Consider the following 12,540-nt stretch of genomic DNA (forward strand, 5'->3'; position numbering starts at 1 on the left):
CTTGAGGACCGTCCGCGCGCCCGGCGGGGGCTACGCGGCCTGGACCTCGCGCTCCTGCTGCTTGGGCACGGTCGTCATGTGGTTGTGCGTGCAGGTGCGCACCGGCTTGGGACGGCGGCGGCTGGCGAAGAGCCGGGGCAGCGCCACCGTGACGAAGCCCTCGGCCTGCATCACGGCGAAGCCGATGCGGGGCAGGTCGCGGGTGGTGCGGTAGACCATGAAGCGCGGCTCCCAGCGGGGGCGGAACTTCTCGTTGAACTTGTAGAGCGACTCGATCTGGAACCAGCGGGAGAGGAAGACCAGCAGGCCGCGCCACATCCGCAGGACCGGGCCGGCGCCGATCTTCTCGCCGCGGGCGAGGGCCGCGCGGAACATCGCGAAGTTCAGCGAGACCTTCTCGATCTTCAGGTCGGGGGCGGCCTGGAGGGAGGCGACGATCAGCAGCTCGTTCATGCCGGGGTCGGCGGCGCGGTCGCGGCGCATCAGCTCCAGCGACATGCCGTCCTTGCCCCACGGGACGAAGTGCAGGACGGCCTTCAGGTCGCCGAACGGGCTGGTGTCGCCCTCTTCCACGCGGTGCGCGGTGGCGATGAAGCAATCGCCGTCGCCCTCCTCGCCGACCCGGCCCAGGGCCATCGAGAAGCCGCGCTCGGTGTCGGTACCGCGCCAGGCCTCGGCCGCGCCGCGGACCCGCTCCAGTTCCTCGTCGGTCAGCTCGCTGACCCGGCGGACCTGGGTGGTGTAGCCGTTGCGCTCGATGCGCTTCACCATCTGGCGGACATTGCGCATGGGACGGCCCGCGAGGGAGAAGTCTTTGACATCGACAATCGCCTCGTCACCCAGCTCCAGGGCGTCCAGGCCGGTCTCGCGGGTCCAGACCTCGCCGCCGGTCTCGCTGCAGCCCACGACGGCCGGGGTCCAGGAGTGGGCCTTGGCCTCCTCCATGAACCGCTCGATCGCGCCGGGCCAGGCCTCGACGTCGCCGATGGGGTCGCCGGAGGCGAGCATCACACCGGAGACGACGCGGTAGGTGACGGCGGCCTTGCCGCTGGGGGAGAAGACGACGGCCTTGTCGCGGCGGAGCGCGAAGTGGCCGAGCGAGTCGCGGCCGCCGTGCTTGGCGAGCAGCTCGCGCAGCTTGCCCTCGTCGTCGGCGGTGAGCCGGGCGGCCGGGTGCTCGGGGCGGAAGGCCAGGTAGATGGTGGTGAGCGCGGTGAGCATGCCGAGGGCGCCGAGGGAGTACCCGACGGTCCAGGACACCGAGTGCGTGTACTCGACGGGGCCCTCGAAGCCGAAGAGGCCGTAGACGACGTGCGTGATCTGCTCGTACAGGCTCGGGTTGCCGACGACCCGGTTCGGGTGGACGTTCACGATGAGCAGGCCGAGCCCGATGGATCCGGCGCTCATCAGTACGAAGTTGGCGAGGGCCTTCCAGCGGCTGCGCGGGTCGGGCAGCGCCTTGAACTCACTCTGGTGGCGCAGCAGCAGCGCGAAGAGCAGCGCTGCGATGACCACGCCGGGGATCGAGTGCCGGTAGAGGAACTGCGCCGCGGCGCCGGCCGGCAGCAGCACGACCGCTGCCCGCCAGGCCCGGCGCTTGCGGCGCTTGAGGCCGTGCGCGAGCAGCAGGAGCAGTACGCCCGCGCTGATGGCGAGGGCCGCTGCGAAGGGGCCGAACACCGGCAGCACCTCGGCGAGCGCGTGGATCCGGCTGTGCCGGAATCTCGGGAACACCCCTGCTGCGATGTCCAGAAGGCCGACGATCATGACGGCCGTACCTACCAGGCCGGGCACCGACTCCGGCTGTGGACCTCGGAGGATTCGGCGGACCCTGCTCGGAACCTGTCCCGACTTATCGCCATCTATCCTGCTAGACATCGCTTCCCGTTGCTCCGCGAGAGATCATGTGGCCGAAGGCCGCGACAGCCTCCGGTGTGTGGTGCGTCCCTTAGGACGACATCGACGAGGAGCGGGTTCACTCTTTCGTCGGAAAAAACGGTCCTGTTACAAGAAAGTCGACTGACTGCTCATGGGTCTCACCAGTAATACGGTTCTGGCGCTGGCGATCCTCGCCGGTGTGCTGCTCTTCGCAGCCACGGTCTGGTTCTGGCCGAAGCTCTCGGGCCGCACCTGGCGCGCGTTCGCCGGTCGGATCGGGCTGCTGCTGGCGACCCAGCTGGCGCTGTTCTCGGCAGTGGGGTTGGCGGCTAACAAGTCGTTCCTCTTCTACGGTTCCTGGGCCGACCTGCTCGGTCAGGAGACGTCCATGGGCAAGGTCGTCGACCACTCGATGAGCAGCAAGGACATCAAGGTCGTCGACAAGCAGAAGCTGGACGTACCCGGTGGCGCCAAGCCCCAGGTCGGTGGTCAGATCCTGAAGGTTGCCATAACCGGGCAGAAGTCGAAGATAACGAGCCCCGGCTACGTCTGGCTCCCGCCGGAGTACTTCCAGCCCCAGCACAAGGACCAGAACTTCCCCGCGTCCATCGTCCTGACGGGCTACCCGGGCACCGCCGAGAACCTCATCAAAGGGCTCGACTACCCCATGAAGGCCTTCAGCCTGTCCAAGTCGGGCAAGATGAAGCCGATGATCCTGGTCATGCTGCGCCCGACCGTGGCGCCGCCGCGCGACACCGAGTGCGTCGACATACCCGGCGGCCCGCAGACCGAGACCTTCTTCGGCGAGGACCTCCCGCAGGCCATCACGGACACCTTCCGGGTCGGCAAGAAGCCCCAGAACATGGGCTTCATCGGCAACTCCACGGGCGGCTACTGCGCCCTGAAGATCGCCGCGCACTACCCGCAGACCTTCGGCGCCGCCGCGGGTCTGTCCGCGTACTACGAAGCCCCGGACGACCCGACGACCGGTGACCTGTTCCACGGGGACGAGAAGCTGAAGAAGCGTGCGGACGTGCTGCACAGCGTCGAGCACAAGAAGCCGACCGGTACGTCCTTCCTCGTGACCAGCAGCGAGAAGGGCGAGCCGAACCTCGCCGACACCAAGAAGTTCATCAAGAAGGTGCAGGGCCCGGACCGGGTCTCCTCCATCATCCTCGACAGCGGTGGCCACAACTTCAACACGTGGCGACGTGAGATCCCGCCGATGCTGATGTGGATGAGCGGCCGCATCCAGGCCTGACCCGCCGCGTGCCGACACCCGGCACCCGACCGCCCGACACCCGACCGCCCGACACCCGTGACCGGCCTCCCGAGGCCGGTCACAGCTGTTTCCGGGGCCGCCCGGCGCCCTCGCGGGGCCCTTTACGGAGTCACGCCTCCTGCAGCTGGGCCCGGCGCAGCGCCCGGTGGACGCCCTCCGGCGTCAGTACGCCGACCAGCGCGCCGGATTCGGGGTCCGTGACCCCGATGCGCCCCGAGTCCTCCTGGAGCAGGGCGGCGAGCGCCGCGCGCAGCGTCGACCCCAACTTCACCGAGGCCGCCGGGTCCTCCCCCTGCGCCGGGGCCAGGTCGGCCGCCCCGACCGCGGTGACCGCGAGCCGCTTGAGCCCCCGGTCGGCGCCGACGAAGGAGGCCACGTAGTCGGTGGCGGGCGCCCCGAGCACGGCCGCCGGGCGGGCGAACTGCTCGATGGTGCCCGTGCCGTAGACCGCGATGCGGTCACCGAGCCGGATCGCCTCCTCCAGGTCGTGGGTGACCAGCAGGATCGTCTTGCGCACCGTCTTCTGTAGAGTCAGGAACTCGTTCTGCAGCCGCTCGCGCACCACCGGGTCCACCGCGCCGAACGGCTCGTCCATCAGCAGCACCGGCGGATCGGCGGCGAGCGCGCGGGCCACGCCGACGCGCTGGCGCTGCCCGCCGGACAGCTGCTGCGGGTACCGGCCCCCGTACACGGCCGGGTCGAGGCCCACCAGTTCCAGCAGTTCGGCCGCCCGGGCGCGGGCCCGCGCCTTCGGGGTGCCGATCAGCTGCGGCACGGTCGCCGTGTTCTCCAGCACCGTCTTGTGCGGGAAGAGCCCGACCTGCTGGATGACGTACCCGATCCGGCGGCGCAGCTCGACCGGATCGGCGGCCGCGATGTCCTCGCCGTTCAGCAGGATCCGGCCGGAGGTCGGGTCGATCAGCCGGTTGACCATCTTCATCGTGGTCGTCTTGCCGCAGCCGGACGGTCCCACGAGCGTGACCAGCTCACCCTCCGCCACCTCGAAGGACAGGTCCTCGACGGCTGTCGTCCCGTCGGGGTAGCGCTTGGTCACGTGCTCGAATCGGATCACACACCCATCTTTCCGCACGGCGGCCGGTGATTTGTGAAGGGCGTGTTGCCCCCCTGCGAAGGATTCCGGCCATCGGGGGTGGTGGGGGTTAGGGTCGCCGTGACGGGTGATCGTGAATGCGTACGTTCGAATGACGGGTGGGGGTGAGGGGCATGGCGGCACAGAACTGCCTGGTGGCGAACGACTGGATCTGCTGGGACTACGTCACCTCCCGCTCCCAGGAACTCACCGACGCCACCCTCGAACACATCTGGATCACGGGCGTGTCGGTCCTGATCGGCATCGCCGTGTCCGTGCCGCTCGCCCTGTTGGCCCGCCGCGGCCGCCACTGGGCGGCGCCCGTCCTCGGCCTGACCACCCTGCTCTACACGATCCCCTCGCTGGCCATGTTCTCCCTGCTGCTGCCGGTCTTCGGACTCTCGGCGGCGCTGGTGGTGACCGGGCTGGTGCTGTACTCGCTGACGATCCTGGTCCGCAACGTCCTGGCCGGGCTGGAGGCCGTCCCCGAGGACGTGCGGGAGGCCGCCCGCGGCATGGGGTACGGTCCGGGGCGTCTGCTGTGGCAGGTCGAGCTGCCGCTCGCGCTGCCCGCGCTGCTCGCCGGGGTCCGGATCGCCACCGTCTCGACGGTCGCGCTGACGACGGTCGGCTCCATCGTCGGCAAGGGCGGCCTCGGCAATCTCATCGCCCCGGCCGTGAACAGCTCCTTCAAGGCGCAGGTGCTCACCGCCTCGGTGCTGTGCGTGCTGCTCGCGCTCGTGGCCGACCTGCTGCTGCTCGGCGTACAGCGGCTGCTCACGCCGTGGACCCGGGCCGGCGCCCGGCCCGCGGCTTCGCCATCGGCGTCGTCGTCGCCGTCATCGTCGGCGGCATCGGCGTCGGCTCCGGCTCCGGCGAAGGAGGCCTGAAGTCGTGGACGTGATCACAGGGGCCTGGGACTGGCTGGCGAACGGGGCCAACTGGTCGGGGGAGAGCGGTGTCTGGCACCGGCTCGGCGAGCACGTCTACGTCAGCGCGGTCGCGCTCGCGATCGCCTGCGCGGTGGCGCTGCCGATCGGCCTGTTCCTCGGCCACCTCGGCAAGGGCGGCACCCTCGCGATCAACATCTCCAACATCGGCCGGGCCGTCCCCGTCTTCGCGGTGCTGGCGCTGTTCATGGTCTCCCCGCTGCGCAACGCCGGCTACCTGCCCACCATCGCCGCGCTCGTGCTCTTCGCCGTCCCGCCGCTGCTGACCAACGCGTACGTCGGCATGCGCGAGGTGGACCGCTCGGTCGTGGAGGCCGCCCGCGGCATGGGCATGTCCGGAACCCAACTCTTCCTGCGCGTCGAACTGCCGCTCGCGCGCGCCATGGTGATGACCGGGCTGCGCTCGGGCGCCGTGCAGGTCATCGCCACGGCCACGATCGCCGCCATGGTCGGCCAGGGCGGCCTCGGCCGGATCATCACCGCCGGCTTCAACACGTACAACACCCCGCAGGTCGTCGCGGGCGCCCTGCTGGTGGCCGCGCTCGCCCTGCTGGTGGAGGGCGCGCTGGTGGCGGCGGACCGGTTGCTGCTGCCGCGGGCGGCGGCGTCCCGCTGATTCCTGTCCATCGCCTCGAACGGAGTACCTCCATGACCAAGACCACGCGCGTCCTCGGCGCGTCCCTGGGCGCCCTGGCCCTGACGGTGTCGCTGGCCGCGTGCGGCGGCGACAGCCTGGAGAAGAGCAAGGACGGCGGCTCGGGCTCCGCCGATTCCTCCTCGTCCGCGGGCGGCGGGAAGGGCGCCCTGGTGATCGGCGCGGCCGGGTTCACCGAGTCGAACGTGCTGGCCGAGCTGTACGCGCAGGTCCTCAAGGACGCGGGCTACAGCACCTCGATCAAGACGGTCAACAACCGCGAGCTGTACGAGCCGTCGCTGGAGAAGGGCGAGATCGACGTCGTCCCGGAGTACGCGGCCACGCTCGCGGAGTTCCTCAACGCCAAGGTCAACGGCCCGAAGGCGCCTGAGGAGACGCCGGTCGCCTCCAGCGACGTCGCGGCGACCGTGGCGGGCCTGGAGAAGCTCGCGGCCCCGCTTGGCCTGAAGGCGCTGGCCGCCGGTGAAGCGGTCGACCAGAACGCATTCGCCGTGACCAAGGAATTCGCCCAGAAGAACAACCTGAAGACGCTTTCCGACCTCGGCAAGTCCGGACTCAAGATCAAGATCGCGGCGGGCGACGAATGCAGCGTCCGGCCCTTCTGCGCGCCCGGGTTGACGAAGACGTACGGAATTCAAGTTTCCGGTATCGATCCGAAGGGCGTCGGCACCCCGCAGGCCAAGCAGGCGGTCAAGGACGGCGCCGACCAGCTCGTGCTCACCACGACCACCGACGCCACCCTCGACAGCTACGGCCTGGTCCTGCTGGACGACGACAAGAAGCTCCAGAACGCCGACAACGTCCTGCCGGTGGTCAACGCCAAGGACGCCGGGGCCCCGGAGGTCGCCGCCGCGCTCGACAAGTTGACCAAGGCGCTCACGACGGCCGATCTGGTCGACCTGAACCGCAAGGTCGACGCCGAGCGGGCCAAGCCGGCCGACGTCGCGAAGGCCTACTTGGAGTCCAAGGGCCTGCTGAAGAAGTAGCGTGCACGGGGTTGATGGAGAAAAGTGGCTTAACTGCCCGGGAAGAGTTTGCCGGGCGGGTATCCCACTCGACCCCCATGCCCTGTAAATTTCGGGCCATGCCCCGTGGACGCCACCGCAATCCCGAACCCCTGCACCGGCTGCTCACGCCGACGACCGTGGCCGGTGTATCCGTCGTCGGCGCCGGCGCGGCCTGGCTGCTGGCGGAACCGATGGCGCTCCGGCTCCTCGTGGCCGTCACGGCGGCGGCCGGGGTCGCCGGCGCCGTCGTCATGCGCGCCTGGGACCGCTCGGCGGGCCGCCGCGTCGCCGAGCTCGCGCGCGAGCGGGTCAAGGACGAGTGGCGGACGGACGAGCGGATAGCCGAGCTCGAATCCGAGCTCGAAGAGGCCCGGATGCTGCGGGCCAGGCTCGACGCCAAGCTGCGCGCCAAGCGGGTCGAACTGGCGGGCCTGCGCGGCGAACACGCGGCGCTGCTGCGGCGGTACGCGACCGCCGAGACCGAGCGTGCCAGCGCCCTGGAGGGCCGTCGGCTGCTGGCCATCGAGGCCTCCGCCGCGCCGGCCGCCGCGCCGAAGGAACTTCCGGCCGTCACCGAGGAGCGCACCTCGGCGGGCGCGCCCACCGCGGTCGGTTACGCCCTGGCCCACTCGGCCCTGGAGGCGCTGGCCCGCAGGCGGGCGGCGCGGGCCCTGCCCGCGGGGCCGTCGGCCCCGGAGCCCGATTCCGGCCCCGGCCGTGGCCACGCTCCGGTCCCCGCCACCGTACCCTCCTCGGTCCCCGCACGCCGTCCGGCGGCCGCGGTGGCCCCGTACGCGGCCCAGCGGCGCACGACCTCGCGCGTCGAGGGCGGCTTCGACTTCTTCGGCACCAAGAACGCGGCGCAGGCCCGCGCGGTGATCGAGGCGGTCCAGAACGAGGACCTGGCCGACGTGGTCGGCGCGGAGGCCCTCGCGGTGCACAAGGCCGAGTCCGCCCGGGCCGTGGCCGAGCCGGAGTTCAAGCCGGCGACCGACGAGACCCGCGCGGTGGGCCAGGTCATCGATCTGACGGCTCACGACGAGACCGAGCCGATCGACGTGGTCCGGCTCCGGACCGCGATCTCCTAGCCCCGTCGGCCGGCGGCCCTGCGCAAGGGACGGCCCGGCGCCCTTCCGCGACGCCCTTCCACGGCCCCTCCGGGGATCAGTCCCGGTACGAGGCCACCAGCCGGGCCAGGTGGCGGCCCGCCACCAGGAGCGGGGTGCGGCTCATGGTGACCTGTGAGGTCGTCTCGGCGCCCTCCAGAGTGTTGATCACGGTGATCGCCAGGTCGCGGGCGTCCGCCTCCGGGTAGCCCGAGGCCAGGAGCTTCGCGGCCACCAGGTGCTGCCAGTTGGCGAAGGCCCGGGCGCAGGCCGCCTGGAGCTCGGGGAGGCGTCCGACCGTCTCCAGGGCCGTGGCCGTCACCGGGCAGCCGTCCCGCCAGTCGGAGTCCTCCAGCGCCTGCGCGAGCGCGACGGCCACGCCCTCGACCGCATCGGCGGGGTCGGCGTGGGCGGCGAGCCCGGCGCGGAGCAGCTCCGCGAACTCCTCGTCGCCGAAGTGGATCGCGGCCACCGCGAGTTCCTGCTTGCCGCCCGGGAAGAAGTGGTACAGCGAGCCGAGGGTGGCCTCGGCCTCGCGGACGAGCTGCTTGATCGGGGTGTTCTCGTATCCGCCGTGCTGCATGAGGCGGGATGCGGTGCGCACCAGCCGGTCGCGCGTCCCGGGTGCTGTGGTCGTCGCTGCTGTTGCCATGGGCGCGATCCTACCGCCGAATCTAGATAGAGCGTTCGTTCTAGTCCCGTGTTACGGTCGTCTCGAGCGCTAGATAGAGCGTTCGTTCTAGACGATGCGTTGGGGGAGAACTCCGTCATGAACCAGATCCGTACCACCCGGGCCCGGGACGCCAAGGTCACCGTCGTGGGGCTCGGCCCGATGGGCCGCGCCATGGCCGCCGCCTATCTCGACGCCGGCTACGAGGTCACCGTGTGGAACCGCAGCGCGGGCAAGGACGGCGAGCTCGTCGCCCGCGGAGCCCGCCGCGCCGCCGGCATCGCCGAAGCCGTCGCCGCGAGCCGGCTGACCGTGCTCAGCCTCATCGACGTCGAAGCCATGTACGGCACGCTCGGCGACACCGACCTCGGCGGCCGCGTGCTGGTCAACCTGTCCTCGGACGTCCCGGACAAGGCCCGCTCCGCCGCCCGGTGGGCCGCGGAGCGCGGGGCGGGCTACCTCACCGGCGGGGTCAACGTGCCGCCGACCGGCATCGGGCAGGAGGGGTCATCGATCTTCATCAGCGGCCCGCACGAGGTCTACGAGGAGCACCGCGCCGCGCTCGACCTGCTCGCCGCCACCGACTACCGCGGTGCCGACCCCGGCCACGCGCAGCTCTACTACCAGCTCAACATGATCCTCTTCTGGACCGCCTACACCGGCTGGTACCAGGCGGTCGCCGTCGCCCGCGCCAACGGGCTGACGGCGACCGACATCCTTCCGTACGCCGGCTACACGGCCGACACCATGCGCGGCTTCTACACCGGCGGTACCCCGCTGATCGACGCCGACGAGCACGGCGGTGAGCACGAGCGCCTCGCGATGTGCGCCGCGAGCGTCGAGCACGTCCTGCGCACGGCCGCGGACTCCGGCGTGGACACCGGGATCCTGGCCGCGCACGCCGAGCTCTACCGGCGTGGTGTCGAGGCGGGCTTCGGCGCGGACAGCAGCTCGCGCCTGATCGGCCTGCTGGGCGGCAAGCCCTAGAACCGCCTAGCTGGACCGGCCCTGGCGGATCGCGTCGAACCAGCGGACCACCTGCGGCGCCGAGCGGACCGCGGTGGCCGTGTGGTCGGCGTCCGGGCCCGCTTCCACGACCTTCGCCCGGACCCCGTGACGGGCCAGATCGGCGGCGCAGGCACGGGAGTTGGCGGCCGGGACGTCCGTGTCGGCACCGCCCGCGTAGAGGCGTACGGGCGCGGCGGGCTTCCAGTCGCAGACGCCGTCGTTGGCCCGTATGACCTCCAGCAGGGCCCCGCGCGGGCTCCGGATGTTCTCGACCCACTGCGGGGTCAGCAGCTCCTGCGGCGTCGCCGGGAGCGCGGCCACGATGTCCTGGAACGGGTGGCTCCCGTCGAACAGGCCCTCCACAGCCTGTGCATAGGGCGCGCGGAACACCTCGGCCGGGTCCTCGTAGAGCGGGTGGAGCCGGTTCTGGGCCGTGAGGAAGTAGGAGAGGTAGAAGACGCCGACGCGCGGATCGACCCGGCCGTCGGTGAGCCCGGGGAACTCGGTGCCGAGCAGGTCGTGCGGTCCGGCCATCGGGGCCAGTGCCCGCAGCCGCAGGCCGTCCCGCCCGCGGGAGAGCTCGCGGCCCAGGGCCATCGCCACCTGGCCGCCCTGGGAGAAGCCGGTGGCGTACACGTCCCGGCTGACCGGGCGGCCCAGCCGGTCGGCGGCCGTGCGGGCGGCCTTCAGCATGTCGACGGAGGCCGTGACCGAGGACCGGGTGTCCATGTACGGGTGGCTGCCCGGGCCGCCGCCCAGGCCCAGGTAGTCGGGTGCGGCGACGGCCCGGCCGGCGGAGGCGTGCAGATAGGGGGTGAGCCGGTTGGAGCCGGGGCCGCCGGACGGGGCGTCGTCGCGGGTGGCGACCGTGCCGTGGGTGTCGGAGACCAGGTCAGGGCGGTGCGGGCCGCCGCGCGGCAGGACGAACAGCCCGGTCGCGGTGGTGGGCCGGCCCTGCGGGTCCACGGTGGCGTAGGTCAGCCGGTAGGCGCGCACGCCGTACCGGACGGTGGCCGGGTCGATGCCCAGCGTGCCGAGTTCGGCGACGACTTGGTCGCGGTCGAGGGTGTCCAGCGGGACGACGGAGAGCAGGTCGCCCCGGGCGGCGGACGCGGCGGACGCGGCGGACACGGCGGACGCGGTGGCCCGTGCGGGGGGCGCGGCCAGCGCCGCCGGGGCGGCGATCCCGCCGAGTACGGCGGCGAGGGCCACGGCTGCGGCGCCGCGCCGCAGCCACTGCCCGCGGAGCTGCTTGCTGTGCTGCGTGATCGTCATGCCGGGAACGCTACGGACGCCCGCCGCGCCCCGACATCCCGGCAACACCCGTCGGCCGAGGGGGATATCCCCCGGTCGGCCGGGGGAGTCCGCCGGGGTCAGGGAAAGGTCAGGGAAAGGTCAGGGGAAGGCCACGACGAGCAGTACGGCCACCGCCTCCAGCGCCACCTGCGCGGCGAGCAGCGCCCCGAAGGCGCCGACCGGGAAGGGCGCGCACCCGGTGTCGTTCACGAAGCACCGGCCGCCCCGGTCGGTGGTCAGCACCAGCACCTTCATGACGAGGAGGGCGGGCGGGAACAGCAGGGCGGCGAGCACCGAGCGCGACCGGATCCGGGACGCGCAGACGGTGGCGGGTAGTGGCTTCCGGGTCATGCCACCACGGTGCCGCGGGGCCGCCGTACGGGGATCCGCGCGGGCACCCAGCCCGCGCGGCCCCCGTACTCAGCTCCGCAGCTCGTCAGCCCCCGGCTCGCCCGCTTGCCCGCTCCCCGGCCCTCCCGGTCCTCAGAACAGCGGTAGCTGTCCGGGGTGTTCGGACAGGACGAAGCCGTCCAGGGTCGGCGCCGAGGCACCGAGCACCACCCGGGCCCGGGATCCGGGGCACGACACCAGGTCGCCGCGTCCCCGCCCGGAGGGCGGATCGTGGCGGGCGATCCGTCCGGCGGTGACGGCGCAGTCGCGACCGCAGGAGGGGCAGGCCCGGCGGGGAGAGTGGGACATGCCGCCCAGTCTGCCCTGCCGCACCGACATCAGTCCTGCTGGGAGGCGAGCCACGCCTCGTGCGCCCGCTCGATCCGGGCCCACAGCGCCGCCCGGTCCGCCGCCGTCAGGTCGTCGAGCTCACGCCCGAAGACCGTGGACATGGCCTCGAAGAGCTCCTCCGGTCCGGCCAGTTCGCGCTTGTCGCGTCCGCCCTGCGGGTCGAGGGTCAGCAGGACCTTGCCGTGCAGCCGGTTCATGACCTCGCCGTTGCGCCGCAGCATGAAGAAGGACCGCAGGAAGGGGGAGTCCTCGGCGGTGGACAGCCGCAGGTGCTCGTCCTCGAAGTCGGCCATGGTCGCGGGGGCCGAGCGGAAGTTCATCGCGGGGAAGGGCGAGCTCTCGTTGAGGAAGCTCCAGCCCGTGTCGGGCCCGTCCGCGCTCCCCAGCGGCCGCAGGCCGTACCGGAAGCCCCGCTCGTACGAGCCCTCGCGCAGCGGCAGCGGCTCGGGCGGGCCGTCGCCGAGGCCGACGTCCACGAAGTAGGCCTCCCCGTCGATCCGTACGGTCAGGGTGAGATGGTCCCCGCTCACCTCTTCGGACTCGCGATCCGCCGTCACGCCCCCGAAGTGGCGCGTCACGTCGTACCCGAGGTGCTCCAGCAGCGCCGCGAAGGCGCCGTTGAGGTGGAAGCAGTAGCCGCCGCGCCCGGCGCCGATGCGGCGCACGGACAGCTCGGGGTCGATGCCCGGCGGCCGGCCCAGCTGGATCTCGGTGTTCTCGAAGGGGATCCGCTCCAGATGGGCCCGCGTGAGCGCGAACAGCCCTTCGACGGAGGGGGATCCGGGTTCGGTGATGCCGATCCGGGCCAGGTAGTCGGTGTATATGCCAGTGATCATGTGGACAGACTAGATCCGGAC

13 protein-coding genes are annotated in these 12,540 nt (G+C 71.8%); 6 read left to right on the plus strand and 7 right to left on the minus strand.

What is annotated here, in order from left to right:
• Positions 1 to 30: 30 nt before the first annotated feature.
• Positions 31 to 1,878 (minus strand): phosphatidylglycerol lysyltransferase domain-containing protein, encoded by a 1,848-nt coding sequence (locus OG594_RS25025; RefSeq protein WP_266603376.1) that lies wholly within the window; start codon positions 1,876 to 1,878, stop codon positions 31 to 33.
• 151 nt (positions 1,879 to 2,029) lie between these two features.
• Here OG594_RS25025 and OG594_RS25030 point away from each other — a divergent pair, with 151 nt between their 5' ends.
• Positions 2,030 to 3,139, plus strand: a complete 1,110-nt coding sequence (locus OG594_RS25030) for an esterase family protein (protein WP_266603379.1) — start codon at positions 2,030 to 2,032, stop codon at positions 3,137 to 3,139.
• 130 nt (positions 3,140 to 3,269) lie between these two features.
• On the opposite strand, the gene OG594_RS25035 is transcribed toward OG594_RS25030, so the two are convergent.
• Entirely contained in the window at positions 3,270 to 4,232 is a 963-nt protein-coding gene (locus OG594_RS25035; RefSeq protein ID WP_266603381.1) for an ABC transporter ATP-binding protein, read from the minus strand.
• A gap of 152 nt (positions 4,233 to 4,384) precedes the next feature.
• Here OG594_RS25035 and OG594_RS25040 point away from each other — a divergent pair, with 152 nt between their 5' ends.
• The 4 genes from OG594_RS25040 to OG594_RS25055 all read left to right on the plus strand — a co-directional run bounded on the left by OG594_RS25040 (position 4,385) and on the right by OG594_RS25055 (position 7,950).
• The gene (locus OG594_RS25040) at positions 4,385 to 5,140 is read left to right on the plus strand and encodes an ABC transporter permease (protein WP_266603383.1); all 756 of its coding nucleotides are present in this window, start codon (positions 4,385 to 4,387) and stop codon (positions 5,138 to 5,140) included.
• Between the two features lie 4 nt (positions 5,141 to 5,144).
• Entirely contained in the window at positions 5,145 to 5,816 is a 672-nt protein-coding gene (locus tag OG594_RS25045) for an ABC transporter permease (RefSeq protein ID WP_030010467.1), read from the plus strand.
• A 32-nt stretch (positions 5,817 to 5,848) separates the two neighbouring features.
• The gene (locus OG594_RS25050) at positions 5,849 to 6,841 is read left to right on the plus strand and encodes an ABC transporter substrate-binding protein (RefSeq protein ID WP_266603386.1); all 993 of its coding nucleotides are present in this window, start codon (positions 5,849 to 5,851) and stop codon (positions 6,839 to 6,841) included.
• A gap of 98 nt (positions 6,842 to 6,939) precedes the next feature.
• On the plus strand, positions 6,940 to 7,950 hold the full coding sequence (locus tag OG594_RS25055; protein WP_266603388.1) for a hypothetical protein: 1,011 nt from the start codon (positions 6,940 to 6,942) through the stop codon (positions 7,948 to 7,950).
• 76 nt (positions 7,951 to 8,026) lie between these two features.
• Here OG594_RS25055 and OG594_RS25060 read toward each other — a convergent pair whose 3' ends face one another.
• Positions 8,027 to 8,620: a TetR/AcrR family transcriptional regulator gene (locus OG594_RS25060; protein ID WP_266603390.1), complete on the minus strand. Its 594-nt coding sequence runs from the start codon at positions 8,618 to 8,620 to the stop codon at positions 8,027 to 8,029.
• Positions 8,621 to 8,737: 117 nt separating this feature from the next.
• Between OG594_RS25060 and OG594_RS25065 the strand changes: the two genes are divergently transcribed.
• On the plus strand, positions 8,738 to 9,625 hold the full coding sequence (locus OG594_RS25065; RefSeq protein WP_266603398.1) for an NAD(P)-dependent oxidoreductase: 888 nt from the start codon (positions 8,738 to 8,740) through the stop codon (positions 9,623 to 9,625).
• Between the two features lie 6 nt (positions 9,626 to 9,631).
• Here the strand turns inward: OG594_RS25065 and OG594_RS25070 are convergent, their stop codons facing one another.
• The 4 genes from OG594_RS25070 to OG594_RS25085 all read right to left on the minus strand — a co-directional run bounded on the left by OG594_RS25070 (position 9,632) and on the right by OG594_RS25085 (position 12,519).
• Entirely contained in the window at positions 9,632 to 10,921 is a 1,290-nt protein-coding gene (locus OG594_RS25070) for a S9 family peptidase (RefSeq protein ID WP_266603400.1), read from the minus strand.
• 120 nt (positions 10,922 to 11,041) lie between these two features.
• The gene (locus OG594_RS25075; RefSeq protein WP_266603401.1) at positions 11,042 to 11,293 is read right to left on the minus strand and encodes a hypothetical protein; all 252 of its coding nucleotides are present in this window, start codon (positions 11,291 to 11,293) and stop codon (positions 11,042 to 11,044) included.
• Between the two features lie 132 nt (positions 11,294 to 11,425).
• Positions 11,426 to 11,641 carry a hypothetical protein gene (locus OG594_RS25080; RefSeq protein ID WP_030727007.1) on the minus strand — a complete coding sequence of 72 codons (216 nt, stop codon included), beginning with the start codon at positions 11,639 to 11,641 and terminating at the stop codon, positions 11,426 to 11,428.
• 29 nt (positions 11,642 to 11,670) lie between these two features.
• Complete coding sequence (locus OG594_RS25085) at positions 11,671 to 12,519, minus strand: arylamine N-acetyltransferase (RefSeq protein ID WP_266603403.1); 849 nt, start codon at positions 12,517 to 12,519, stop codon at positions 11,671 to 11,673.
• Positions 12,520 to 12,540 lie beyond the last annotated feature (21 nt).

The sequence above is a fragment of the Streptomyces sp. NBC_01214 genome (genome assembly GCF_026340975.1).
Classification (GTDB): Bacteria; Actinomycetota; Actinomycetes; order Streptomycetales; family Streptomycetaceae; genus Streptomyces.

What these genes read in the sequence shown, in the direction of transcription:
- OG594_RS25025 (WP_266603376.1), bottom strand. Translation starts at nt 1,878, where the DNA reads ATGTCTAGCAGGATAGATGGCGATAAGTCGGGACAGGTTCCGAGCAGG.
- OG594_RS25030 (WP_266603379.1), top strand. Translation starts at nt 2,030, where the DNA reads ATGGGTCTCACCAGTAATACGGTTCTGGCGCTGGCGATCCTCGCCGGT.
- OG594_RS25040 (WP_266603383.1), top strand. Translation starts at nt 4,385, where the DNA reads ATGGCGGCACAGAACTGCCTGGTGGCGAACGACTGGATCTGCTGGGAC.
- OG594_RS25050 (WP_266603386.1), top strand. Translation starts at nt 5,849, where the DNA reads ATGACCAAGACCACGCGCGTCCTCGGCGCGTCCCTGGGCGCCCTGGCC.
- OG594_RS25055 (WP_266603388.1), top strand. Translation starts at nt 6,940, where the DNA reads ATGCCCCGTGGACGCCACCGCAATCCCGAACCCCTGCACCGGCTGCTC.
- OG594_RS25060 (WP_266603390.1), bottom strand. Translation starts at nt 8,620, where the DNA reads ATGGCAACAGCAGCGACGACCACAGCACCCGGGACGCGCGACCGGCTG.
- OG594_RS25065 (WP_266603398.1), top strand. Translation starts at nt 8,738, where the DNA reads ATGAACCAGATCCGTACCACCCGGGCCCGGGACGCCAAGGTCACCGTC.
- OG594_RS25070 (WP_266603400.1), bottom strand. Translation starts at nt 10,921, where the DNA reads ATGACGATCACGCAGCACAGCAAGCAGCTCCGCGGGCAGTGGCTGCGG.
- OG594_RS25075 (WP_266603401.1), bottom strand. Translation starts at nt 11,293, where the DNA reads ATGACCCGGAAGCCACTACCCGCCACCGTCTGCGCGTCCCGGATCCGG.
- OG594_RS25080 (WP_030727007.1), bottom strand. Translation starts at nt 11,641, where the DNA reads ATGTCCCACTCTCCCCGCCGGGCCTGCCCCTCCTGCGGTCGCGACTGC.
- OG594_RS25085 (WP_266603403.1), bottom strand. Translation starts at nt 12,519, where the DNA reads ATGATCACTGGCATATACACCGACTACCTGGCCCGGATCGGCATCACC.